Annotated in this window: 22 protein-coding genes; 11 read left to right on the forward strand and 11 right to left on the reverse strand. The window is 66.9% G+C overall.

All coding sequences use genetic code 11. The features are described from left to right. Positions 1–35 precede the first annotated feature (35 nt). Together ACYVI5_RS18170 and ACYVI5_RS18175 are read left to right on the forward strand one after the other, a co-directional pair. Positions 36–719 carry a response regulator transcription factor gene (locus tag ACYVI5_RS18170; RefSeq protein WP_460581486.1) on the forward strand — a complete coding sequence of 228 codons (684 nt, stop codon included), beginning with the start codon at positions 36–38 and terminating at the stop codon, positions 717–719. Further along, the gene (locus ACYVI5_RS18175) at positions 712–1,800 is read left to right on the forward strand and encodes a sensor histidine kinase (RefSeq protein ID WP_460581487.1); all 1,089 of its coding nucleotides are present in this window, start codon (positions 712–714) and stop codon (positions 1,798–1,800) included. The genes ACYVI5_RS18170 and ACYVI5_RS18175 overlap by 8 nt, the downstream gene beginning before the upstream one ends. Here ACYVI5_RS18175 and vanX read toward each other — a convergent pair. Genes vanX through ACYVI5_RS18190 form a run of 3 tightly spaced genes read right to left on the reverse strand, consistent with a single transcriptional unit; the run spans position 1,793 to position 4,391 of the window. Further along, complete coding sequence (vanX, locus tag ACYVI5_RS18180; protein ID WP_460581488.1) at positions 1,793–2,401, reverse strand: M15 family metallopeptidase; 609 nt, start codon at positions 2,399–2,401, stop codon at positions 1,793–1,795. The genes ACYVI5_RS18175 and vanX overlap by 8 nt on opposite strands. Continuing rightward, the gene (gene vanA / locus ACYVI5_RS18185) at positions 2,398–3,438 is read right to left on the reverse strand and encodes a D-alanine--D-alanine ligase family protein (protein WP_460581489.1); all 1,041 of its coding nucleotides are present in this window, start codon (positions 3,436–3,438) and stop codon (positions 2,398–2,400) included. The genes vanX and vanA overlap by 4 nt, the downstream gene beginning before the upstream one ends. Continuing rightward, positions 3,435–4,391, reverse strand: coding sequence for a Rossmann-fold NAD(P)-binding domain-containing protein (locus ACYVI5_RS18190; protein WP_460581490.1), 957 nt, complete (start codon positions 4,389–4,391; stop codon positions 3,435–3,437). The genes vanA and ACYVI5_RS18190 overlap by 4 nt, the downstream gene beginning before the upstream one ends. A gap of 666 nt (positions 4,392–5,057) precedes the next feature. On the opposite strand from ACYVI5_RS18190, the gene ACYVI5_RS18195 reads away from it, so the two are divergent. Continuing rightward, positions 5,058–6,011 (forward strand): threonine aldolase family protein, encoded by a 954-nt coding sequence (locus ACYVI5_RS18195; protein ID WP_460581491.1) that lies wholly within the window; start codon positions 5,058–5,060, stop codon positions 6,009–6,011. Positions 6,012–6,060: 49 nt separating this feature from the next. On the opposite strand, the gene dnaB is transcribed toward ACYVI5_RS18195, so the two are convergent. The 5 genes from dnaB to rpsF all read right to left on the reverse strand — a co-directional run bounded on the left by dnaB (position 6,061) and on the right by rpsF (position 9,632). Next, on the reverse strand, positions 6,061–7,434 hold the full coding sequence (dnaB, locus tag ACYVI5_RS18200; RefSeq protein ID WP_460536487.1) for a replicative DNA helicase: 1,374 nt from the start codon (positions 7,432–7,434) through the stop codon (positions 6,061–6,063). A gap of 554 nt (positions 7,435–7,988) precedes the next feature. After that, positions 7,989–8,441: a bL9 family ribosomal protein gene (gene rplI, locus ACYVI5_RS18205; RefSeq protein WP_460536484.1), complete on the reverse strand. Its 453-nt coding sequence runs from the start codon at positions 8,439–8,441 to the stop codon at positions 7,989–7,991. 9 nt (positions 8,442–8,450) lie between these two features. Further along, the gene (gene rpsR, locus ACYVI5_RS18210) at positions 8,451–8,714 is read right to left on the reverse strand and encodes a 30S ribosomal protein S18 (RefSeq protein ID WP_170025587.1); all 264 of its coding nucleotides are present in this window, start codon (positions 8,712–8,714) and stop codon (positions 8,451–8,453) included. 56 nt (positions 8,715–8,770) lie between these two features. Next, a complete protein-coding gene (locus tag ACYVI5_RS18215) occupies positions 8,771–9,265 on the reverse strand; it encodes a single-stranded DNA-binding protein (RefSeq protein ID WP_460536482.1) in 495 nt (164 codons plus the stop codon). A gap of 4 nt (positions 9,266–9,269) precedes the next feature. Further along, positions 9,270–9,632 carry a 30S ribosomal protein S6 gene (gene rpsF / locus ACYVI5_RS18220; RefSeq protein WP_440295106.1) on the reverse strand — a complete coding sequence of 121 codons (363 nt, stop codon included), beginning with the start codon at positions 9,630–9,632 and terminating at the stop codon, positions 9,270–9,272. A 167-nt stretch (positions 9,633–9,799) separates the two neighbouring features. Here rpsF and ACYVI5_RS18225 point away from each other — a divergent pair, with 167 nt between their 5' ends. Together ACYVI5_RS18225 and ACYVI5_RS18230 are read left to right on the forward strand one after the other, a co-directional pair. Next, positions 9,800–11,011 (forward strand): glycosyltransferase, encoded by a 1,212-nt coding sequence (locus ACYVI5_RS18225; RefSeq protein ID WP_460581492.1) that lies wholly within the window; start codon positions 9,800–9,802, stop codon positions 11,009–11,011. Beyond that, positions 11,008–11,811 (forward strand): PIG-L deacetylase family protein, encoded by an 804-nt coding sequence (locus ACYVI5_RS18230; protein WP_460581493.1) that lies wholly within the window; start codon positions 11,008–11,010, stop codon positions 11,809–11,811. Before ACYVI5_RS18225 ends, ACYVI5_RS18230 begins: the two co-directional genes overlap by 4 nt. 38 nt (positions 11,812–11,849) lie before the next feature. Here ACYVI5_RS18230 and ACYVI5_RS18235 read toward each other — a convergent pair whose 3' ends face one another. After that, entirely contained in the window at positions 11,850–13,274 is a 1,425-nt protein-coding gene (locus ACYVI5_RS18235; RefSeq protein WP_460581494.1) for a CCA tRNA nucleotidyltransferase, read from the reverse strand. A gap of 235 nt (positions 13,275–13,509) precedes the next feature. Between ACYVI5_RS18235 and ACYVI5_RS18240 the strand changes: the two genes are divergently transcribed. The 6 genes from ACYVI5_RS18240 to ACYVI5_RS18265 all read left to right on the forward strand — a co-directional run bounded on the left by ACYVI5_RS18240 (position 13,510) and on the right by ACYVI5_RS18265 (position 21,350). Beyond that, positions 13,510–15,819: a DUF6049 family protein gene (locus ACYVI5_RS18240; RefSeq protein WP_460581495.1), complete on the forward strand. Its 2,310-nt coding sequence runs from the start codon at positions 13,510–13,512 to the stop codon at positions 15,817–15,819. Next, positions 15,812–17,425 (forward strand): murein biosynthesis integral membrane protein MurJ, encoded by a 1,614-nt coding sequence (gene murJ, locus ACYVI5_RS18245; RefSeq protein WP_460581496.1) that lies wholly within the window; start codon positions 15,812–15,814, stop codon positions 17,423–17,425. Before ACYVI5_RS18240 ends, murJ begins: the two co-directional genes overlap by 8 nt. Positions 17,426–17,511: 86 nt before the next feature. Further along, positions 17,512–18,468, forward strand: coding sequence for an NAD(P)/FAD-dependent oxidoreductase (trxB, locus tag ACYVI5_RS18250; protein WP_460536470.1), 957 nt, complete (start codon positions 17,512–17,514; stop codon positions 18,466–18,468). A gap of 73 nt (positions 18,469–18,541) precedes the next feature. Next, positions 18,542–18,868, forward strand: a complete 327-nt coding sequence (gene trxA / locus ACYVI5_RS18255) for a thioredoxin family protein (RefSeq protein WP_460536468.1) — start codon at positions 18,542–18,544, stop codon at positions 18,866–18,868. 133 nt (positions 18,869–19,001) lie between these two features. Then, positions 19,002–20,321: an aminotransferase-like domain-containing protein gene (locus tag ACYVI5_RS18260; RefSeq protein ID WP_460581497.1), complete on the forward strand. Its 1,320-nt coding sequence runs from the start codon at positions 19,002–19,004 to the stop codon at positions 20,319–20,321. Between the two features lie 57 nt (positions 20,322–20,378). Next, positions 20,379–21,350: a D-alanine--D-alanine ligase family protein gene (locus ACYVI5_RS18265; protein ID WP_460581498.1), complete on the forward strand. Its 972-nt coding sequence runs from the start codon at positions 20,379–20,381 to the stop codon at positions 21,348–21,350. Between the two features lie 205 nt (positions 21,351–21,555). On the opposite strand, the gene ACYVI5_RS18270 is transcribed toward ACYVI5_RS18265, so the two are convergent. After that, the gene (locus ACYVI5_RS18270; protein WP_460581499.1) at positions 21,556–22,212 is read right to left on the reverse strand and encodes a pyridoxine/pyridoxamine 5'-phosphate oxidase; all 657 of its coding nucleotides are present in this window, start codon (positions 22,210–22,212) and stop codon (positions 21,556–21,558) included. 172 nt (positions 22,213–22,384) lie between these two features. Next, the gene (locus tag ACYVI5_RS18275) at positions 22,385–23,338 is read right to left on the reverse strand and encodes a ParB/RepB/Spo0J family partition protein (RefSeq protein ID WP_460581500.1); all 954 of its coding nucleotides are present in this window, start codon (positions 23,336–23,338) and stop codon (positions 22,385–22,387) included. Between the last annotated feature and the right edge of the window lie 20 nt (positions 23,339–23,358).

A 23,358-nucleotide genomic window follows, 5' to 3' on the forward strand; every position in this document is an offset into this window, starting at 1 on the left:
GCCGGCGATACGTCGGGGCTGGGAGCATTGAGATCGTGCGTGTGCTGATTGTCGAGGACGAGCCTTATCTGGGTGAGGCTGTTCGAGACGGCCTGCGACTGGAGGCGATCGCCGCTGATGTCGCGGCGGACGGGGAGGCGGCGCTGGAGTTGCTGAGCGTCAACACTTACGACATAGCGGTGCTCGACCGTGACATCCCGGGGCCTTCCGGCGACGAGATCGCGAGGCAGATCGTCGGTTCCGGAAGCGGCATGCCGATTTTGATGCTGACCGCCGCTGACCGGCTCGATGACAAGGCGTCCGGGTTCGAGCTCGGCGCCGACGATTACTTGACCAAGCCGTTCGAGTTTCGTGAGCTGGTCCTGCGTCTGCGAGCGCTGGACCGGCGGCGGGCGCATAGTCGGCCGCCCGTGCTTGAGCTTGGCGGGCTGCGCCTGGATCCATTTCGCCGCGAGGTGTACCGGGACGGGCGATACGTGGCATTGACCCGGAAACAGTTCGCGGTGCTCGAAGTGCTCGTCAGCGCCGAGGGTGGTGTTGTGAGCGCGGAGGAACTGCTCGAACGCGCCTGGGATGTGAATGCGGACCCGTTCACGAACGCGGTACGCATCACGGTCTCCGCGCTGCGGAAGCGCCTGGGCGAACCGGGGATCATCGCGACCGAGCCCGGCGTTGGCTATCGCATCGACGCGGGGCAGGAGCGCGGTTCGCATGGCTAGACGGGCAGGGCTGAGCATCCGCCTCAAGCTCACCTTCAGCTACGCCGGATTCCTGATGGTGGCCGGTGCTCTCCTGCTGGGGACCGTCTGGGTTTTCCTCCTGCGATATGTACCGAACCACCAGTTCGTGTTCCCGGCTGGTTTCGACTTGCCTGTTGGCCCGACGCGGGCGGATCTGCAGCGCGCCTTCGTGCCGCGAGCGGCGGAGGCGATGGGTTTCCTGCTCGTCTTCGGGCTGGTAGGCGGTTGGTTCCTGGCCGGCCGGATGCTGGCCCCGCTGGCCCGGATCACGAACGCGACCCGCAAGGTCGGGAAGGGGGTGCTGTCGCACCGCATCGAGTTGGAGGGCCGCAACGACGAGTTCCGAGAGCTCGCCGACAGTTTCGATGCGATGCTCGCCCGGTTGGAGGCGAACGACGCCCAGCAGCGCAGGTTCGCGGCCAATGCCTCGCACGAGTTGCGAACACCCCTGGCGATCACGAAGACGCTGCTGGAGGTGGCCCGCGAGGATCCGGAGACCGACGCTTCTGAACTCATCCGGCGGCTTCAAGCTGTCAACACTCGGGCGATCGCTCTCACCGAGGCGCTCCTGTTGCTCAGCCGAAGCGATCAGCGCTCGTTCGCACGAGAACCGGTCGACCTTTCGCTCCTCGCCGAGGAGGCGGTAGAGACGCTGCTGCCCCTCGCGGAGAAGCACGGTGTGACCATGCAGAGTTCCTGCACGGCGGCGACGACAACTGGGTCGCACGCCCTGCTGCTGCAGCTGACGACGAACCTGGTGCATAACGCCGTCGTTCACAACCTCCCCGAGCGCGGTCTCGTGAGGATCGCGACCTCAGTAGAGGCAGGCGTCGTCGTTCTCTCGGTGGAGAACACGGGCGCCTTCCTCACGCCGGAGCTTGTCTCCACCCTCACCGAGCCGTTTCGGCGCGGTACCGAGCGCATCCATAGCGATCAGGCCGGCGTTGGTTTGGGTCTGGCGATCGTGAAGAGTATCGCCACGGCGCACGAGGGCACACTGGCCCTTGCACCGCTCTCTGGTGGCGGCCTGCGGGTAACCGTCCGCCTGCCCGCTAGGTGATCGGGAAGTCGAAGTAGGTGTCCGGGTGCGGCTCGGTCTGCAACGTGTAGTGCCACCATTCCTCGGCGTATGCGGTGAAGCCGGCCGCCTCCATGATGGACCGTAGGCGCCGCCGGTTGCCGTCCGCAGGCTCGAGAATGCCGGCTGCACCGTGGTGGGAGATCGTATCCATCAGATCATGGTCGCCGCCCATGTCTACAAGTTCGCCGGTGGTGAGGCGATACAGCGTCAGATCGACGGTGCTGCCCCGGCTGTGGCCGGAGCGGGCAGCGACGTAGCCCAACCGGAACATCTGCGCCCGATCGATGCGGGGGTAATGCCGAGATTTCCTCAGCCCGTCCTCCGGCTGCTTCGACCAGCTCAGGAAATCGTCCACCGCGCGCTGTGGGCGGTAGGCATCCCAGAGCAACAACCCGAATCCCTGCCCGGCCGCCGTGTCGCGGGCGCGGGCGAGCGCGGCGCACAACGCGATCGTGCCGATCATGCGGTTCGCGTGATATCCGGCGACAGGTCGGCCGGTGAAATTGTCCCAGGTTGCGTACTTGGCGTCCCAGCGGATACCCGGAACCTGCTCGTCCACGTAGACGAAGTCATCGCTCACTGCCGCTCCTTCAACGCGAACGCGATAAGCCGGTCGATGACCTCCGACAGGGTTATCCCGGTGGCGGCCATCATGCGGGGGTAGCGGCTGTAGGAGGTCATGCCGGGGAAGGTGTTGACCTCGTTGAGCACGACCTCTCCTTCGGCGGTGAGGAAGAGGTCGATGCGGGCCAGTCCCCGGCAGCCGAGCGCCCGGAAGACTGTTCGCGCGGTCTGCTGGACGCGGTCCCGCTCCGCTTCGGAGATCTCCGCAGGTACGAGGATGGTCGCATTCTCCGAATGCACCTCGGGAGCTTCCTCCTGATGGATCCGGAAGAATCCGTGCGACAGCCGGATCTGATCCACCTCCCCGACCACCAAGCCGGACTCGTCTTCGAGCACCGCGCACCCGACTTCGGTGCCCACCACCGCACGCTCGATCAGTACTTTCGAGTCGTAGTACCGCGCAGCATCCACCGCGTCCGGCAGATCCTCCTGACGATCGACCCGGCTGACACCGAACGATGATCCGGAGCGTGCCGGTTTGACAAAGACCGGGTAGCTCACCCGCGCCGCATCAGCTGGACCGTTGCCTGTGACGGTCCAGAAATCAGGAGTCGCGATCCCCGCGTTGCGGACGATCAGATAGGTCAGCGACTTGTCCATCGCCAACGCTGAACTCGCCACGCCGCAACCGACGTACGGAATGCCGGAGAGTTCCAGCAACCCCTGGATGACGCCATCCTCACCGTGACGGCCGTGCAGTACCGGAACGGCTACGTCCACGCGCACCGTCTCCCACAGTCCGTCGCGTTCGACCAGAATGCCGTGCACGCTGGTGTCCGGCGACAACACCAGCCGTCGATGATCCACGTGCTCCCAGTCCTGAGCGGGGCTATCAGACAGCAGCCTCCACTCACCGGCTTTCGTGATTCCGATAAACAGCGGCTCGTACTTGGCAAGGTTCAGGTTGCGGGCGACCTCCCGCGCGGACTTCACCGAGACGGGATGCTCCTCCGAGACCCCGCCGAAAATGACCGCGATCGTCAACCTGCTCATGCGTGCGTCCTTTCGAATTCCAGACAGTTGAGGAGGGTGTTCTGAACCGTGTCGAACAGAGCCTGTTCCGTGTAGTAAGCCGTGTGCGGGGTCAGGACCACGTTCGGCAGTCGCTGCAGACGTGGAACCAGAGGATTCCTGATCGGGGTGTCGCGGTGGTCGACGTAGAAGACGCCCTCCTCACCCTCCAGCACGTCCAAGGCTGCGCCGCCCAGGTGCCCACCCTCGATCGCCACCAGCAACGCCTCGGTGTCCACCAGTCCGCCCCGGCCGGTGTTGACAATCAGGGCGCCGGCCTTCATGCGACCGATCCGCTTTCCATTGACTAAGTGCCTTGTCTCGGAAGTCAGAGGCGTATGGAGCGTGACGATGTCGCTCCGGCTGAACAGTTCGTCCAGTCCGACGTATTCCACCCGGGTCTTCATACGATGGTCGTAGGCCAGCACCGCGCAGCCGAAGCCGCGGAGCCGTTCGATCACAGCCGTACCGATGCGGCCCGTACCGATCACGCCCACCGTCAGGTCCTGGAGTTCGCGTCCCCGCGGCCCCTGCACCCGGAAGTCACCAACCTCGACACCCAAGAGGACGGATCGGGCCCGCCGCAGAGCCATCAGCATCAGCATCAGCGTGTAATCCGCCACCCCACCCGGCGAGTACGTAACCCCCTCCACCCGGATGCCCAGGCGCTGTGCGAAGTCGACATCCAGATGGTTCCGGCCCGTGCTACGGGTGGAGATGTACTGGACGCCAACCCCTCTGAGCGCACGCAGCGTCGAGTTCGAGATCGGCGCCCGATGCCCGACACTCACACACCGACTCCCGCGAGCCAATGCCGCATTCGCCTCCGACACCGGCGCCTCAATGACCCTCACCACCACACCCCGGCGCTCTGCCGTGGCCCGGAAGAGGTTCGCTTCCTCGGCCCCGCACCCATATGCGGTGATGCCGGCCACGGACTCGCCAGCGCCCGATCCAACACCGGCACACACTTCCGGTCCGACCCGTGTGCTTGTACTCACACCCCAAGCCAAAACCAGAGGCTGTTGCAGGCGCGTATTCGATTTTCAATACACCGACAACATGCACTGGCGATCTCTGCCGGATCTTCGTACTGGTGGGCACGGTCCGCGGCATTCACTGACACTGGCAGCGCCGAGCCTTGCGCTAGTGTGAGCGCACCTTCCCCGCGCGGGGACTCCTTTGAGACAAGCGTGTCTGACGTTCCCCCACCGCCTGCACCGCGGCTGCTCGAGCACTGCTCGGGGCTGAACCTAGATCGCTTCCATAAATGGGACCGTTACCGACATCAGAATCGATTGCTAGCCTGACCGTCGTGCCTTCCGCGGATCTGCTCCTCCATCCGCGCACCCGGCGCATCTACGCCAGCATCCCGCTCCTTGGCGACAGGACCGCCAACCAAGCCGGGCACAGCAAAGCACCAGCTAATGCTTAACACATCGGACGACTTATCGCCGCGCCAGCGGCTCTGGAACGCGTCGCGCAGCGCCCGTCGGCTGCTGTCGGGCGAGCGTCCGGTCACGCCTGCAGAACGGCTAACTGCCTTGGCGCGGTCGGCAAACGGTTCCCTCATCGAGCCCGTAGACCTCTATAACACCGGGATGGTCGAGCGTGTCGAGGAACGTGTCGCCACCCTTCTCGGCAAGGCAGCTGCAGCATGGTTCCCCACCGGCATCATGGCTCAGCAGTCAGCCTTCCGTGTTTGGGCCGCGCGAACCGAAACCAACCGGGTCGCGGTGCACCCGCTCCATCACACGCAGCTGAACGAAGAGGATGCATTTACAGCGCTGAGCGGCCTTGAACCCGTCGATCTCACGGGTGAACTGCGCCAGCCCACCGCCGATGACCTTCACAACTGCTCCGGCCCACTGGCCGCTGTCGTCGCAGAGCTTCCGATGCAGGAACTTGGTTACGTCCTACCCACTTGGGAGGAATACGTTCAATTCTCTGCAGAGGCACGCGAACGCGCGATTCCCTTACACGTCGACGGTGCACGAATCTGGGAAGCACAACACCACTTCGCTCGGCCGCTCACCGAGATCGCGGCGCACGCTTCGTCCATCTACGTCTCCATGTATAAGGGGATCGGTGGGCTCGGTGGGGCGCTCATAGCAGCGGACGCCGACGTGATCGAGGAAGTACGGCTCTGGCGCACCCGATACGGCGGCAACCTCTTCCAGCAGTTCCCCTCAATCATCGCCGCCCTCGACGGGCTCGACACACGCCTCGACCGAATGCCCATGTGGACTCAGCACGCGAAGATCATCGCGGACGGACTGGCTGACCTCCCCGGCCTAACGGTCACACCGAACCCACCGCACATCAACGAGTTCTGGGTGTACGCCGATCGTCGAGCCGACCTGCTCAACAGTGCTGTGCTTGAACACCTCGAACAGAGTGGAGAACGGTGGTTGCACGGGTGGTGGACCGATAGCAGCGGGCGTAGCGTCGCCGAAGTCACCGTACGCGACGAAGCCATGGCCTGGACGGCAATCGACGTTGCGAAAGCCGGCCACAGAATCCTCGACCACGCCAACCGCATGAGCCCGGGGTGAGCCAGCTATCCCGGAATCGGCCATCCCCCCGCGAACCCACAGCCAACTACTACATCGGCGCCATGTCGGCGAACCGCGAGAAGTGCCCCTGGAACGCGACCGTCACCGTGCGAGTCGGCCCATTGCGGTGCTTCGCAACGATCAGGTCGGCCTCACCGGCGCGGGGGTTGTCCTTCTCGTAGGCGCTCTCCCGGTGCAACAGGATCACCACATCGGCATCCTGCTCGATCGATCCGGACTCACGCAGGTCGGCCAGAGCGGGCAGCTTGTCTGCGCGCTGCTCGGGGCCACGGTTCAGCTGTGACAGCGCCACCACCGGCACCTGCAGTTCCTTGGCGAGCAGCTTCAGTGCACGAGAGAACTCGCTGACCTCCTGCTGCCGGTTCTCGACGCGCTTGCCGCTCGTCATCAGCTGCAGGTAGTCGATGACCACCATCTTGAGCCCGACCCGCTGCTTGAGCCTGCGGCACTTCGCGCGGATCTCGACCAGCGTCATGTTCGGGCTGTCGTCGATGTACAGCGGTGCGTCGTTGATCCGTCCACGCGTGGCGGCGATGGTCGTCCAGTCGCGCTGGTCGACCGTGCCCTTGCGCATGTTCTGCAGCGGAACGGATGCCTCGGCCGACAGGAGACGCATCGCGATCTCGCTGCGCCCCATCTCGAGCGAGAAGAAGATCGTCGGCAGGTCGTGCTTGATCGCGGCCGCCCTGGCGAAGTCCAGCGCGAGCGTGGACTTTCCGAGCGCGGGACGCGCCGCGACGATGACCATCTGTCCCGGATGCAGGCCATTCGTCAGCTCATCCAGGTCGGCGAAACCGGTCGGCACGCCGGTCATGCTGCCGTCCTTGTGCTTCGCCGCCTCGATCTCGTCGATGGCGGCGGTGACTGCATCCGTCAGCGGGATGTAGTCCTCGCTGTCGTTGGAGCCGGTCACCGAGTAGATCTCGGCCTGAGCCTCGTTGACGAGGTCGAGCACCTCGCCCTCGCCGTTGTAACCCATCTGCGTGATGCGCGTTCCGGCCTCGACGAGACGGCGCAGCAGCGCGCGCTCGGCGACGATCTCGGCGTAGTAGCCCGCGTTCGCGGCGGTCGGCACCAGGCTGGTGAGCGTGTGCAGGTACTCGGGGCCACCGGCGCGGCTGAGGTCACCGGTCTTGGTCAGCTCGTCGGTGACCGCGATGACATCCGTCGGCTCCCCGCGCGAGTACAACGACAGGATCGCCTCGTAGATCACCTCGTGCTTGGGAATGTAGAAGTCGCCGCCGCGCACGGTCTCGACGACGTCGGCCACCGCATCCTTGCTCAGCAGCATGCCGCCGAGGGCACTCTGCTCGGCGAGCAGGTCGTGAGGAGGGGTGCGCTCGGTGGAGCGGCTCTCGGATGCTGGCCGGCCATCTGCCAGACCCAGGTGTGCGATCGACACCCAGACCTCCTCCCTCATGACCGGCGTCTCCGACGGTGTTCCTGTTGCGGTGTGCGCTCCCCGTGTCGCTCGCCTTCTGCGGGCACGACGCGGCTGCGGTGGCTTCCGGCCGTGCTCTTACACGGTCTCAGCCACCCCCGACAAAGACCACGATTCGCGTTCTGGCCACACACCGCGGTGCAACGCTGACCAACACTAGGGAGGGCGGATCATCCACCACAACTTGCCCTGTGGATAACTTTGTGGAGAGTCTGGGCGAAACGCCGGGGGCGATGTGCAGAAGGTGTGAGTACATCTGGGGATAACTCACTGAATCACACGAGGATGTCTGCACTGATCAGCACAAAAGTTATCCCAGCCCTGTGTGGGAAAACTTGTTGGATGCCTGTGGCGACGACACTCCGCGACACTCCCGAGGTGTGGACAAACATTGCGGAAGAAGCGATCGGATGGTAGCTCCGATCCACGCTTGGCAAGCCCTCAAAAGGGTGCCGACGCAGACGAAACGGGCCGCATCCCACGAGGAGGATGCGGCCCGTTCTCGGCTCGGACGACTACTTGGCGGCGACCACCTGGAGGGTGATCGTGGCGTTGATGTCGTCGCGCAGCTTGATCGTGGCCTCGTGCTGCCCGACCGTCTTGATCGGTGCGCCGATCTCGATCTTGCGCTTGTCGACGGCGCCGATGCCGGCCGCCTCGACCGCTGAGGCGATGTCGGCCGTCTTCACGGAGCCGAAGAGACGACCCTCGGCGCCGGCCTTGACGGTCAGCCTTACCTTGGTGGCCTCGAGCTTCAGCTTGAGGTCCTGGGCCTCTTCGATGGTCGCGTGCTCGCGTGCGGCCCGCGCGGACTTGATCTGCTCGACCTGCTTCTCGCCGCCGCGGGTCCACGCGATCGCGAAGCCCTGCGGAATGAGGTAATTGCGGGCGTACCCGTTCTTGACCTCGACGACGTCACCGGCCGAACCGAGGCCGGAGACCTCGTGCGTCAGAATCAGTTTCGACATGGGTGACTCCTAACGGCCCGAGCCTGCGTAGGGCAGCAGGGCCATCTCGCGGGCGTTCTTCACGGCCTTCGCGATGAGGCGCTGCTCCTGTACGGAGACACCGGTGATGCGGCGGGCGCGGATCTTGCCGCGCTCCGAGATGAACTTGCGCAGGGTGGCGACATCCTTGTAATCGATGACGCCGACGCGGACGGTCTTCGCCGGAGCGGCGTTCTTTCCGTCCTTACCCTTGCGGATCGGCTTGCGGCGGTCGCCGCTCGACTTTCCAGCCATGGTCTTTCCTTACTTGTGAGCGGATGCCGTGAGTCAGGCATCCGCAGAAGCGATTGTTAGAACGGGGTCTCGTCGTTGTAGCTGCCCGGCGCGTTCCACACGTCGGAGCTCGAGTCGGACCCCTGCGGGGTGGATGGCGCCCACTGGTCGTCGCTGGGCGCACCGCCGATGCGGCCGCCTCCCGACGACTGAGCGCGCGTGACGGACGCGGTGGCGTAGCGCAGCGACGGCCCGATCTCGTCGATCTCGAGCTCGATCGAGGTGCGCCGCTCGCCTTCCTTCGTCTCGTACGACCGCTGCTTGAGACGCCCGGTCGCGATGACCCGCGAGCCCTTGGTCAGCGATCCCGCCACGTGCTCGGCGAAGTCGCGCCAGACGCTCGCGCGCAGGAACAGGGCCTCGCCGTCCTTCCACTCGTTCGCCGCACGGTCGAAGGTGCGGGGAGTGGATGCGATGGTGAAGTTGGCAACGGCCAGCCCGTTCTGCGTGTAGCGCAGCTCCGGGTCGGCGGTGAGGTTGCCCACCACGGTGATGATGGTCTCGCCAGCCATGGCCTTAGGCGCTCGCCTTGTCGGCCTTGCGGGCCGCCTTCTCGTCGGCACGCTTCTGCGCGGCGGCGACCTGGGCGATGGCTTCCTCGGCACGCAGCACCTTGGTGCGCATGACGGCCTCCGAGAGGTTCAGCTGGCGGTCGAGCTCCTGCGTGGAATCCGAGTTCGCCGTGAAGTCGACGACGGCGTAGATGCCCTCGGACTTCTTGTTGATCTCGTACGCCAGGCGGCGCTTACCCCAGATGTCGACCTTGTCGATGGTTCCACCATCCGTGCGGATCACGTTGAGGAACTTGTCAAGGCTGGGAGCAACGGTGCGCTCATCGATCTCCGGATCGAGGATGACCATCAACTCGTACTGATGCATGACTAACCCACCTCCTCTGGACTAGAACGGCTGCAGGCTCTCTGCAGCAGGAGGGTATGTGCATCGTCGTCGTGCTCACGGGCGGATGCCTGCGGCCGGACAACCTGGTAAGCATACCGGATGCCGGTCCCGTCGGCGAATCCGCGCCACGTACCTACGCTGGAGACATGGCCGAACGACCCTTGCACATCGCAGTGGTGGCGCTGCACACGTCGCCTTTCGCTGCTCCCGGGTCTGGCGACGTCGGCGGCATGAACGTGCTCGTGCGGGCGACGGCCGAGCGCATGGCCTCCGAGGGCCACAGCGTAGAGGTCATCACGCGGCGCTTCACGCCCGACCTGCCCGCGGTGAGCACCCGTCCGTCGGGCGTGGTGCTGCGGCTCATCGATGCCGGGCCCGCCGCACTCCGGCCGAAGGGCGAGCAGGAGGCATTCGTCGCCGCATTCCGCGTCGGCCTCGATGACGTCGACGACGTCGACGTCGTGCATTCGCACCATTGGCTGGCCGGAATGGCCGGGCTGCCGTTCGCGCGCGACCGTTGCGTGCCGCACGTGCAGAGCTTTCACAGCATTGCGGCGCATCCGTCCACGCAGCTCGCCGAGGGGGAGCGGCCGGAATCGCCCGGACGCCTCACCGGTGAGGCGCAGCTGGCACGGGAGTCGGATGCCGTCGTCGCGGTCAGCCATGCCGAGCAGCGCACGATCGTGGGCCGGCTCCGCGCGAGCCCCGACAGGGTGCACGTCGTGCTGCCCGGAGTGGATGCCACGCTGTTCCACCGCGGCTCCCGCCGCACTGAGCCTCGTCCGTACGTCGTGACCGCTGCACGCATCGAGCCGCTCAAGGGGCTCGACCTCGCCATCCGCACCATCGCCGCGCTTCCGGATGCCCGGCGGCCCGATCTCGTGATCGCCGGCGGTCCCACAGACGGCTATGAGCGGCACGTCGACGAACTTCGAGCGCTGGCCGCCGAGCTCGATGTGACCGAGCGCGTGCGATTCGCCGGACCGCTGGCGCGCGAGGATCTCGCCGAACTGTTCGCGCACGCCTCCGCGGTGCTCGTTCCGTCGCACTCCGAGACGTACGGACTCGTCGCCCTCGAGGCGCAGGCGAGCGGCATTCCTGTGCTGGCGTCGGCGTCCGGCGGCCTGGTCGAGGCGGTCAACCGGCAGGCGGTGCTGCTGTCGTCGCGGGATCCGCGGGAGTGGGCGCAGCGGCTCGGCGCGCTCCTCGACGACCGCCCCTTGTGGGAGGCGCAGTCGGCGGCGGGCATCCGTTTCGCGGCGGAGCGCTCCTGGGATCGCACCGCACACGAGACGGTGCGGGTGTACCGCGAGCTCCTCGGGCACGCCGACCACGCATCGTGGCGGAACTGCGCATGAGCCAGCTGGAAGAGCCCGGGCCCCCGGCCGACAGTTCGGATGCGGCCGACCCGTTCGAGGGCGCGCGCTCGGTGCTGTTCGTGCACGCGCATCCCGACGACGAGACGCTCTCCTCCGGCGGCGTGATCCTCCGGCTGGTCGAGCGTGGGGTGCGAGTGACCTTGCTCACCGCGACCCGCGGCGAGCGCGGCGGCATCGTGCCCGAGTTGCGGGAGCGGGTGGGCGACGACCCCGACGTGCTCACGGGGATCCGGCTGGACGAGCTGAGGCGGGCCGTGCACGCGCTGGGAATCGCGGATGCATACTTCCTGGGCGAACCTCCCGCCCGCGCCGACGGTCTTCCGCCGCGCCGCTACAGCGACTCCGGGATGCGATGGGTCACCCCGACGGTTGCCGGTCCGGTCGACGACGCGCCCGCGGAAGCCCTCACGTTGGCACCCGAGCCGGAGGTGGTGGCCGACGTGCTCGCTCTCATCCGTCACTCGCGGCCGGATGTCGTCGTGAGCTACGACGACCAGGGCGGGTACGGGCATCCGGACCACCGGTGCATTCGCCGAGCGGCGCTGCTGGCCAGCGGTGCCGCCGACGTGCCGTTCGTCGAACTCGTGGCTCCCGACGCGCCCGGTGCGTTCGTTGTCGACGTCTCAGACCGGCTGGATGCCGTCGCGGATGCCCTGCGTGCGCACGCCACGCAGCTCACGGTCGACGGGGACCACGTGGTGCACTGCGGCGGTCAGCGCGAGCCGATCGCCACGGTCGTCGGTGTGCGGCTGGTGCCGTCCACAACCTCGTCACCGTGACGGACGGCGCTCTCTCGCCGAATGCGTGATCGCCGCCGTCAGTTCCCGCGTGCCCACTCCCGCAGGCGCCGCTCGGCCTCCTCGGCACCCAGCGGGCCCTCGTCGAGCCGCAGGTCGAGCAGAAACTTCATCGCCTTGCCCACCTCCGGCCCGGGCTTCAGGTCGAGGATGCGCATCACGTCGGTGCCGTCGAGGTCGGGGCGTACCGCTTCCAGTTCTTCCTGGGCCTGCAGCTGGGCGATGCGGTCCTCGAGGTCGTCGTACGCGAATCCGAGCCGGTCGGCCTTGCGGCGATTTCTCGTGGTGACGTCGGCCCTGGTGAGCTCGTGCAGTCGCTCGAGCTGGTCGCCCGCGTCACGCACGTAACGGCGCACCGCCGAGTCGGTCCATGCGCCGTCGGCGTAACCGAAGAACCGCAGGTGCAACTCGATGAGCCGGCTGACGGCATCCACCGTCTCGTTGTCGAACCGCAGCGCCCGCAGCCGTTTGCGCGCGAGCTTCGCACCGACCACATCGTGGTGGTGAAAGCTCACTACCCCGCCCGGCTCGAGCCGACGCGTGGCCGGTTTGCCGATGTCGTGCAGCAGCGCGGCCAGGCGCAGCACGAGGTCGGGCGCCTCGCCCGGATGCCGCTCCCGTTCGTACCCGATCGCCTGCTCGATCACGGTGAGCGTGTGGCGGTACACGTCTTTGTGGTGGTGGTGCTCGTCTATTTCCAGGCGTAGCGCGGGCAGTTCGGGGAGGATGCGGTCGGCCAGCCCCGTCTGCACCAGCAGTTCGAGCCCCGGTCTCGGGTCGTCGCTCGTCAAAAGCTTCACCAGCTCGTCACGGATGCGCTCGGCACTGACGATCTCGATGCGGTCGGCCATCTCGCCCATGGCCGCCACCGTGTCGTCGCTCACCGAGAACCCGAGCTGGGAGGCGAACCGGGCGGCGCGCAGCATGCGCAGCGGATCATCGCCGAACGACACCTCAGGCGAGATCGGTGTGCGCAGAACCCCGGCCAGCAGGTCGTCCACGCCGTTGGACGGGTCGACCATCACGACCTGCGGCACCCGCAGCGCGAGCGCGTTCACCGTGAAGTCGCGGCGCACCAGGTCGCCCTCGAGGGTGTCGCCGAACTCGACCTCCGGCTTGCGGGTCGCCCCGTCATAGCTGTCGGCACGGTACGTCGTGATCTCGACGGTGTCGTCACCGAGCCGCGCGCCCACCGTGCCGAACCTGCGGCCGATGTCCCACCAGGCATCCGCCAGCGGCTTCACGATCTCGATGGTGTGCTCGGGGCGGGCATCCGTGGTGAAGTCCAGGTCATGCACCGCGCGGCCGAGCATGGCGTCGCGCACCGGTCCGCCGACGAGGGCCAGTTCGTGGCCGGCATCGGCGAATGCTCGGGCGAGACGCGAAACGACGGGCGACTCGGCGGTTTCGCGCAGGCGCGCGAGGGACTCGGCGACGCTCTGCATAGTGCCGACAAGTCTAGGGTGTGTCTGAACATCCTCATCCGACCTGTGGATCGCGCCGCGCACCCTGGCAGCCCGCCTGAACGGCTGCCCGGCCGGTCCCGGTTTCCGGCACTGGGGCGCTCAGTACAATTGCGGGCATGCTCCCCGTCGACCCCTGCGCTGCCGCATGCGGTTGAGCAGCGGCGCCGTCGGGTCGCGTGGCGGTAGGAGCGAGCACCGGCGAACCCGAAGCCGCATGAAGGCGGTCGGAGGCGCCCTGCTGGGGGCACTCAGCGTCCTCGTGACAACGAGCGGGATGCTCGTGCCGGCATCCGCCCAGGCGCACGAACCGGCCAAGACGCCGTCCGCTGTTGCGGCCAGCGGCCAGGCTCCGACGGTGTCGCTCTACGCCGGGAATGCCGGAACGGAGTCGCCAGGACAGTCCGTCACCGTCACGATCGGCATCGACAACGCCTCCGCCGATGTCATCGGGCCGGGCACTGCGACCATCTCGATCACCGAGAAGCCCATCGCATCTCGTCAGGGTCTGGATGCCTGGCTCAAGCAGGATTCCGATCACGACGCCTCAACGCGCGCCATCCAGACGGTGGCCACCCAGGCCGTCACCGCCGGCACGAGTCAGCGTGTCGCCACGGTCACGATCCCGGAACAGGCGGTCGGACTGGGCGGCGACACGGCCGTGTACGGGCTCACGGCGACCGTGACAGAGGGCTCGGGCACGGTGGGGACCGGTTACTCGACCCTCACCTACCAGGGCACCGGCGCACAGCACCAGGTCGGCCTCGCCGTGGCCATGCCCATCACGGTGCCCCCGACCTCGACCGGACTCATCGCCGCCGACGATCTCGCCACCTACACCGCCCCCGACGGTCTGCTCACCCGGCAGCTCGAGCTCGCGCGCGATCATCCGTCGGTCGCCATCGCCATCGACCCGATGATCATCGCGTCTATCCGTGTTCTCGGAACGTCGGCGCCTCAGAGCGCGCAGAACTGGGTCAACGACCTGAGCTCGCTCACCAACGACTCCTTCCCGCTTCAATACGGCGATGCGGACGTCGCTACGCAGCTGCAGTCCGGCGTTACCTCGCTGCTCACGCCGACGTCGTTCGGCTACGCCATGAATCCCAGCAACTTCCCCGGCCAGCTGACCGTCGGCGAGACCCCGCAGCCGACGCCAACACCGACGGCCACCAACCCGTTCGTGACGCCGACGCCGACGGCCACTCCCAAGCAGCCGAACGTTCCCACCACGGCCGAGCTGCTCTCGTGGCCGTACACGTTCAGCGGCATCGCCTGGCCGGCCGACGACAGCCTGCGCACCAGCGACCTCGACGCACTGGCAGCCGACGGATACAAGTCGACGATCGTGTCCGGCTCCAACACGAATCAGTCCTCGCTCTCGGTCACCCCGAACGCGCCGCTGCCGGTGAAGGGAGGAACCGCGCTCGTCACCGATCAGGGCGTCAGCGACGCACTGCGCAACGTGGTCTCTGCCGTCGGTACGGATCAGGAGAACGCCGCACTGGCATCCGTCTCGGCCCAGCTCGCCGAGATCAGCAAGCAGGGCTCCAGCGGCACGATCATCCTGGCCGGGCTCGACCGCGACTGGCCGGCGAACGAGGGGGAGGCGAGCCGCGCCCTGACCTCGGTGTTCACGCTGCCCTGGGTCACCGCGTCGTCGCTTCGGGATGCACTCACCGCACCGGTCTCCGAGGGCCTCAAGCTCGATGACGTCACGCAGGACCCGGCCAGAACGGCCTCCGTCAACCAGCTCACGAGCGCCGCAGGCAACATGGATGCCTTCGCCACCGTTCTCGCCGACCCGACCACCCTGACCGGCCAGACCCGCAATGAGCTGCTGTCACTGCTGTCGGTGGGATGGCGCCAGCCCGACAACAACTGGCCGGGTGCCGTGGCCGGCTTCGTCAAACAGGCGAGCGACACGGTGGGATCGGTCAAGATCGACCCGACCGGAAAGATCACGGTGGCGAGCGCCCAGAGCCTCATCCCGGTCACCGTGACCAACGCTCTGACCCTGCCGAACGGGGTGAAGCCATCGGTCAACATCGTGCTGCGCGCGACTCCCTCCAACAACCGGCTCGAGGTCGACTCCGACACCGCGAAGACGATTCCGGCGGATGCCAGCGCGAAGGTGCTCGTGCCGGTCAAGGCGAAGCTCGGCAACGGCAACGTCAAGCTCGGCCTGCAGCTGTACAGCCCGACCGGTCTGCCGATCGGCGCCCCGCAGACAGCCGCGATCGACGTGCACGCGGACTGGGAGGGCCTCGGTGCGCTCATTCTCGGCATCGCGTTCGTGCTCTTCTTCGGCTTCGGCCTGACCCGCAGCATCGTGCGCAGGGTGAACGAGCGCCGCAAGGGGCGGGCGCAGACGGATGCCTCGGAGGAGCAGACAAGCGACGATCCCGAGAAACCGGCAGAGCCGGTTACGGATGCCGCCGACTCTGCCCTGCAGTGCGACGAGCCTCTTCCGCCGGCCGAGCCCGCCGAAAGCGAACCCACCGACGAAGGGGGACCACGTGGCTAGCGTCGGACGCGCGAGTGCCATGCTCGCCTCCGGCACGATGGTCTCCCGCGTGCTGGGCTTCGTGCGGTCGTGGGTGCTGATCCAGGCGATCGGCGTCATCGCCGTCGGCGCGAACGCGTACGCCACGGCGACGCAGGTGCCGAACAGCATCTACGCGATCATCGCGCAGGGCATCCTCAGCGCGGTTCTCGTGCCGCAGATCGTGCGTGCGTCCGTTCACGCGGACGGCGGCAAGGCTTACATCAACAAGCTCGTCACCCTGGGCATCCTGATCTTCGCCGCGGTCGCGGTCGTCGCCACACTCCTTGCGCCGTTCCTGGTGCAGTTGTTCGGCACGCGCGGCTCCTATGCAGGGCTGGCGACCCTGTTCGCATACTGGTCGCTGCCGCAGATCTTCTTCCTCGGCCTGTACACGCTGCTCGGCGAGGTGCTCAACGCGCGCAAGTCGTTCGGCCCGTTCACGTGGGCGCCGGTGTTCAACAACGTGGTCAGCATCGCGACGCTGGTCGTGTTCATCCTCATGTTCGGTTCCGAAGCACAGCACCCGCGCCCGCACGCGGCGAATTGGACCCCCGGCATGATCGCGGTGCTCGGTGGCGGCGCCACCCTCGGCATCGCGGTACAGGCGCTCGTGCTGTTCTTCTTCTGGCGCAAGGTGGGCCTGACGTTCCGCTTCGACTTCCGCTGGCGGGGTGTCAATCTCGGAAGTGCGGGAAAGGCGGCCGCGTGGACGCTCGCCATGCTCGTGCTCACCCAGCTGGCCGGTCTCATCGAGACGAACGTCGCCAACACCGTGGGCGCCGGCGGCCGCTACGCATCCGTCGCCGCCATGACCCAGTCCTGGCTCATCTTCATGCTGCCGCACTCGATCATCGCGGTCTCCATCGTGACGGCGTTCTACACCCGGATGGCCGAGCACGCCCGCGAGGGGAACGTCGCCTCGTTCCGCACCGACTTCTCCACCGCAACCCGCTCGATTGCAGCCCTGATCAGCTTTTTCTCTGTCGCCATCATTATCGCCGCCTACCCGATCGCGCGGGTCTTCACCTCCGGCGACTATGCAGCAATGGGCAACGTGCTGATCGGGTATGCGGCCGGCCTCGTGCCGTTCTGCATCCTGTTCGTCATCCAGCGCGCCTTCTACTCGATGGGCGACACACGCACCCCGTTCCTGTTCACACTCGCCCAGGTCGTGGTCGTCATCGCCGGCGTGCTGCTCTGCCTGTTGGTTGCGCCTCAGGTGCGCGCCATGTCCATCGCATTCGCGGTGTCGCTCGCCGGCACCGTTCAGGCCATCATCGCGGCCGTGCTCCTGCGACGACGGATGCACGGAGTCGACGGGCGACGCATCCTCCGCGGTCTGTGGCGATTCCTGCTTTCGGCCGTGGTCGCGGGTGTGGTCGGGATGCTCGTGCTCGCTCTCCTCGGGGCGTACACCCGCGGCTTCGCCGTGGCGGGCATCCTCCCCGCCATGCTCTCGATCGCTGCGGCCGGGGTGGTCATGCTGGCCGTTTACTCCGGGATGCTGCGCCTTCTGCGCACCGAGGAGTTCGCGAACGCGTGGAACCTGCTGCGGCGCCGCCTGCCGGGTCGCTCACTGCGCTGATCCGCCCGGGTCGGCGGCCGCTCCGCTGGCTGGAATACCATCCGCCTACACTGTGTTGCACAGCACAGCAAGACGAGGAGCTTTACGTGCGGCAGATCATCATCATCGGTTCCGGCCCAGCCGGTTACACCGCGGCCATCTATGCGGCGCGTGCCAACCTCGAGCCGCTCGTGATCGCCAGTTCCGTCGAGGCCGGTGGCGAGCTGATGAACACCACCGAGGTGGAGAACTTCCCCGGGTTCCCGGACGGCATCATGGGCCCCGACCTGATGGCCAAGCTTCAGGTGCAGGCCGAGAAGTTCGGCGCTGAGGTGCTCTACGACGACGTGGTGTCGCTCGAGCTCGACGGCGAGGTGAAGAAGGTGCACCTCGGCAGTGGCGAGACGCACGAAGCCCGGTCGGTGATCTTCGCGACCGGTTCCGCCTACCGCAAGCTCGGGCTCGCCGAGGAGGAGCACCTCTCCGGCCACGGCCTGTCGTGGTGCGCCACCTGTGACGGATTCTTCTTCCGTGAGAAGACCATCGCGGTGGTCGGCGGCGGCGACTCCGCCATCGAGGAGGCCACCTTCCTGACCCGGTTCGCGTCGAAGGTGTACGTGATCCACCGTCGCGACCAGTTGCGGGCATCCAAGATCATGCAGAACCGTGCGTTCGAGAACGACAAGATCGAGTTCGTCTGGAACAGCGAGGTCGTCTCGATCAACGGTGAAAGCGCCGTCACCGGGGTGACCCTGCGCGACACCGTCACGGGGGAGGAGCGCGACCTCGCGCTCGACGGGCTGTTCGTCGCGATCGGCAACGACCCCCGCACGCACCTCGTGCATGGCCAGCTCGACCTCACCCCCGCCGGCACCATCGCCGTCGACGGTCGTAGCTCGAAGACCAACCTGCCCGGCGTTTTCGCCGCAGGCGACGTGATCGACCCGACCTACCGGCAGGCCGTCACCGCCGCGGGCAGCGGAACTGTCGCCGCCCTCGACGCTGAGCACTACCTGGCGGCACTCGACCAAACGGAACGCGAGGCGCTCACCCTCGCCACCTGACGCAAGGCCCCCGGGCCGAACGCGAGCACTCCACCGCCACGTGCGGCGGAACCGAACCGATAGAAGGAGAACAATGTCCAGCGCCAAGTCCGTCACGGATGCCACGTTCCAGCAGGACGTGCTCGATTCCGACAAGACCGTGCTCGTCGACTTCTGGGCCGAGTGGTGCGGACCGTGTCGCGCGGTCTCACCGATCCTCGACCAGATCGCCGCGGAGCACGGCGACAAGCTCGAGATCGTCAAGTTGAACGTGGACGAGAACCCTCAGACCGCTTTCAAGTACCAGATCACCTCGATCCCTGCGCTGAAGGTCTACCAGGGCGGTGAGGTCGTCAAGACCGTCATCGGCGCCAAGCCGAAGCCTGCCCTCGAAGCCGACCTGGCCGCCTACATCAAGTAGGCCGGTCGGCGCACCCTGAACGCCCGCCCGGCACTCGCCGGGCGGGCGTTCTGCATTTCCGCCCCTTACGCCCGAAGGCGACCCCCGTCGGGCATCCCATAACATGGAACGCACGCTCAGAACGGAATGACACGTGATTCACAACGGCGGCTCGCACTCTGCGGGCAACAATCTCGACCCCTGGTTCTCGTCGTACGCGCAGCGCACGGCCGGTCTTGCCGCCAGTGAGGTTCGAGCTCTGTTCGCCGTTGCCTCCCGGCCCGAGGTGGTCTCGCTGGCGGGCGGCATGCCGTACGTGTCGGCTCTTCCCGAAGACCTCGTCGTCGGTGCGATGGAGCGGGTCATGCGGGAGCAAGGACCGGTCGCGCTTCAGTACGGATCGGGCCAGGGCGTTCCCCTGCTGCGCGAGCAGATCACCGAGGTGATGGCTCTCGAGGGCATCAGTGCGAGCGCCGACGATGTGATCGTCACGACCGGCTCTCAGCACGGCCTCGAGCTGTTCGCGAAGTTGTTCCTCGACCCGGGCGACCTCGTACTCGCCGAAGGTCCGAGCTACGTGACCGCGCTCGTGATCTTCAAGTCCTATCAGGCAGAGGTCGATCACGTTCCCTCCGACGAGTACGGACTGATTCCGGATGCCCTGCGCCAGCACATCGCCAACGCGCGCGCCGTCGGTCGGCGCATCAAATTCCTGTACACGATCCCCACCTTCCACAACCCGGCCGGCGTCACTCTGACGTGGGAGCGGCGCCTGGAGATCCTCGAGATCTGCCGTGAGAACGGCATCCTCGTGCTCGAGGACAACCCGTACGGGCTGCTCTACTTCGAGCAGAAGCCGCCGGCCGCGATGCGCTCCATCGACGAAGACGGCGTGGTCTATCTCGGCACATTCTCCAAGACGCTGGCGCCGGGCTTCCGCGTCGGATGGGCGCTCGCGCCGCACGCGATCCGGGAGAAGCTCATCCTCGCCAACGAGGCAGCCGTGCTCAGCCCCAGCTCGTTCACGCAGCTGGTGATCTCGCAGTACCTCAGCGAGGCGAACTGGCGCGGGCAGATCGACACCTTCCGCGGCGTGTACCGGGAGCGCAAGCAGGCGATGATCTCCGCTCTGGAGGAACACCTGCCGGAGCTCAGCTGGACGAACCCGAACGGCGGCTTCTACGTTTGGCTCACACTCCCGGAGTCGCTGGATTCCAAGGCGATGCTGCCCCGCGCGGTCACCGAACTCGTCGCCTACACTCCCGGCACGGCGTTCTACGCCGACGGCGACGGAGCCCAGAACATGCGTCTGTCGTTCTGCTACCCGACACCGGAAGCCATCCGAGTCGGCGTGCGCCGGCTGGCGAACGTGATCAACGGGGAGCTCGACCTGCTCGACACCTTCGCCGGAACGGGATCGTTACGTGCCCAACGCGCAGCCGCCGACACGTTCCCGCCCTCCGACCTCCGCTAGGGCACCGCCGCCGACCCCGTAACCGACCGACATCACCGAACCGCCTGAAGGGTCGCCATGACCGACTTCGAACGACTGAATGTGCTCGTCCTCGCGGGCGGACTCTCCCATGAACGCGACGTTTCGCTGCGCTCGGGCCGCCGTGTCGCAGACGGGCTCTCCGCCCATGGTCACCGCGTCACCGTTCGCGAGCCCGACGGCGAACTGCTCTCCGCTATCCGCACGCTCGAGCCGGATGTCGTGTGGCCCGCCCTGCACGGCGCCAGCGGTGAGAACGGTGCGCTTCGCGCGCTGCTCCAGACCGCCAGGGTCCCGTTCGTGGGAGCGGATGCCGAAGCCGCCCGCCTCGCGTGGCTCAAGCCGGTCGCGAAGACGCTGGTCTCCCGTGCCGGGGTGCAGACACCAGCATCCGTCACGCTGCCAACGGAGACATTCCGAGAACTCGGCGCTGTGAGCGTGCTCGAGGCGCTGGGCGACGCACTCACTGCGCCTCTCGTCGTCAAGCCCGCAGAGGGCGGCTCTGCGCAAGGCGTCACATACGTGGATGACACGGCCGACCTGCCGCGCGCGCTGGTGAACGCGTACACCTACAACGACGTGGCACTCATCGAACGCCGCGTGGTCGGTATCGAGGTGGCAGTGACGGTGCTCGACACCGGCGCCGGCCCGGTCGCTCTTCCTGCCGTGGAGATCGTGCCGCGGAACGGTGCCTACACCTTCGAGGCGCGGTACAACGCGGGGGAGACGAGCTTCTACACGCCGGCGCGGCTGACGGATGCCGCCGCGGACCGGGTGACCGAGGTCGCGATCACCGCACACGAGGCTCTCGGCCTGCGGCACCTGTCGCGCGTCGACCTGATCGTGGATCCGGATGGCGTCCCCTGGTTCCTGGAGGCGAACGTGCTGCCCGGGCTCACCGAGACGTCGCTCGTCCCACTTGCCATCGAGGCAGCCGGCTTCGACCTCGGCGCCGTCTACGTCGGACTCGCCGAGCAAGCGATCCGCGAGGCGTCGGCACTCGCCGACTGACGCGGGCCGCCCGTGTTTCACGTGAAACATGCAGCTCTTCGCTTTGCGCCGTTAGCCCGCGACAAGAACGGCGAGCCTCACGGGATGTTTCACATGAAACTTCGAGCCCCGTCCAGAGGCTCTTGCACCATGTTTCACGTGAAACATCCGATCCACCGACTTCCCGTCGAAGTGCGCGCCGCGAGCTGCGCGCCGAGCTCCGCCATCACGGCCAGAGGCGTTCGCTGTGCCAGGCGTCCGCTCCACGGAGATACCGAAGTCGCAAGTGATCCCGGGTCGGGGCACCCTGCCAGAACTCCACGGTGGTCGGGAAGACCCGCCACAATGTCCAGGTGGGGGACACTAGCGTCGGGTCGGCCTCGATCCGGGCGCGCTCTGCCGTGATCAGCTCGACGTGATGAGCCGGATCGGCCATCGGCAGGCTCTGCCGGCCCGTGAGTGCTACTGCTCGGGCGTCGGGATGCCTGGCCAGAAAGTCCCTCGCCGCCTCTTCCCTTGATCCCTGGATCGCCGTACCGCGAATTCTCACGGCGCGGGCGACCGATGACCAATAGACGGTCAGCGCACACCGCGGGTCCGCCAGAAGGTGGCGACTCTTCGCGGATTCGGCGCCGGTGGCGAGCTCCAGGCCGAAGTCCTCGGTCACATCCTTCAGCATCACGACCCGGGCATCCGGTGCCCCGATCTCGTCCACGGTCGAGAGCGTGACAGCCAGCGGTTCCGTCACACCGGCGTCGAGTGCCTGGATCAACCACTCGACGAAGAGCTCCCGAGGATGTTTCGGCGCTCTGCTGGGATCCCACGAAGGTGCCGTCCCGGTGACCGACGGAGTCGAACGAAGACGATCGCGCAGAGTACTCATCGCCCCGATCCTGCCACCTTCTGCTCAGATGACCTCCCGACGATGCCCGCAGTCACCGGGTACTGTCCGGCGCGGGGTCAGGCGGTCGCCAGCCACCTGCCACCGCCGATGTCCGCGGGCAAGCGTAAGCGCCGAAGCCTTCAGCGATAAGAAGCCACGGCCACGAGCACGCTCAGCCGGCGAACGGACCCTCGCCGATCTCGCCGAGAATGCGGTTGAGGTCCTGCACCGAGGCGAACTCGATGGTGATCTGACCCTTCCGGGCACCGAGCGCCACCTTCACGCGGGTGTTCAGGCGGTCCCCGAGGCGATCGGCGATCTCGTCCAGGTTCGACTGCCGCTTGCCCGCCGCGGGGCGGGGCTTCACCTGCTTCGGCTTCGCGCTCACCAGCGCTTCGGCTGCGCGTACCGAGAGGTCTTCGTTGACGATCTTGTCTGCGATGCGCTGCATGGCATCCGTGTCGCCTGCGGCGAGGATGGCGCGTGCGTGTCCGGCGCTCAGCACGCCCGCCGCCACCCGTTGCTGCACCGGCGACGGCAGCTTCAGCAGCCGGATCGTGTTCGTGATCTGCGGGCGCGAGCGACCGATGCGGGTTGCAAGCTCGTCCTGCGTGATGCCGAAGTCGGCCAGCAGCTGCTGGTACGCAGACGCCTCTTCAAGCGGATTCAGCTGCGAGCGGTGCAGGTTCTCCAGAAGGGCGTCCCGCAGCATGTCTTCGTCGGCGGTGTCTTTCACCACCGCCGGAATGGTGGCGAGCCCCAGTGTCTTCGTCGCGCGCAGGCGCCGCTCGCCCATGATGAGCTCGTATTTGCCGGGCAGACCCGACAGCGGCCGCACCACGACGGGCTGAAGCACACCTACCTCGCGGATGCTTGCGACGAGTTCGTCCATGGCATCCTGGTCGAACTCGGTACGAGGCTGCTGCGCATTGGGAACTATGTCGTCGGGGGAGAGGTTCGCCAACCGGGCGCCGGGCACGGCCAGCAGGCTGCTCGCCGCTGCCTCCCCTTCACCGGATGCCCCGCGGTCGTGGAAGAACACGTCCACCGGTCGCTTCGTGTCCGTGTCTGCTGTGGGGATCAGCGCGCCGATTCCGCGGCCCAAACCCGTGCGCTTCACTGCCATCGTGCTGTGCTTCCTCTTGC

It is taken from the genome of Humibacter ginsengisoli (assembly GCF_054780095.1).

Excerpts from the sequence above, each read along its gene's own strand:
- ACYVI5_RS18175 (WP_460581487.1), top strand. The coding sequence starts at position 712 with ATGGCTAGACGGGCAGGGCTGAGCATCCGCCTCAAGCTCACCTTCAGC.
- vanA (WP_460581489.1), bottom strand. The coding sequence starts at position 3,438 with ATGAGCAGGTTGACGATCGCGGTCATTTTCGGCGGGGTCTCGGAGGAG.
- ACYVI5_RS18195 (WP_460581491.1), top strand. The coding sequence starts at position 5,058 with ATGGTCGAGCGTGTCGAGGAACGTGTCGCCACCCTTCTCGGCAAGGCA.
- rplI (WP_460536484.1), bottom strand. The coding sequence starts at position 8,441 with ATGTCGAAACTGATTCTGACGCACGAGGTCTCCGGCCTCGGTTCGGCC.
- rpsR (WP_170025587.1), bottom strand. The coding sequence starts at position 8,714 with ATGGCTGGAAAGTCGAGCGGCGACCGCCGCAAGCCGATCCGCAAGGGT.
- ACYVI5_RS18215 (WP_460536482.1), bottom strand. The coding sequence starts at position 9,265 with ATGGCTGGCGAGACCATCATCACCGTGGTGGGCAACCTCACCGCCGAC.
- rpsF (WP_440295106.1), bottom strand. The coding sequence starts at position 9,632 with ATGCATCAGTACGAGTTGATGGTCATCCTCGATCCGGAGATCGATGAG.
- ACYVI5_RS18225 (WP_460581492.1), top strand. The coding sequence starts at position 9,800 with ATGGCCGAACGACCCTTGCACATCGCAGTGGTGGCGCTGCACACGTCG.
- ACYVI5_RS18230 (WP_460581493.1), top strand. The coding sequence starts at position 11,008 with ATGAGCCAGCTGGAAGAGCCCGGGCCCCCGGCCGACAGTTCGGATGCG.
- ACYVI5_RS18235 (WP_460581494.1), bottom strand. The coding sequence starts at position 13,274 with ATGCAGAGCGTCGCCGAGTCCCTCGCGCGCCTGCGCGAAACCGCCGAG.
- ACYVI5_RS18240 (WP_460581495.1), top strand. The coding sequence starts at position 13,510 with ATGAAGGCGGTCGGAGGCGCCCTGCTGGGGGCACTCAGCGTCCTCGTG.
- trxA (WP_460536468.1), top strand. The coding sequence starts at position 18,542 with ATGTCCAGCGCCAAGTCCGTCACGGATGCCACGTTCCAGCAGGACGTG.
- ACYVI5_RS18265 (WP_460581498.1), top strand. The coding sequence starts at position 20,379 with ATGACCGACTTCGAACGACTGAATGTGCTCGTCCTCGCGGGCGGACTC.
- ACYVI5_RS18270 (WP_460581499.1), bottom strand. The coding sequence starts at position 22,212 with ATGAGTACTCTGCGCGATCGTCTTCGTTCGACTCCGTCGGTCACCGGG.
- ACYVI5_RS18275 (WP_460581500.1), bottom strand. The coding sequence starts at position 23,338 with ATGGCAGTGAAGCGCACGGGTTTGGGCCGCGGAATCGGCGCGCTGATC.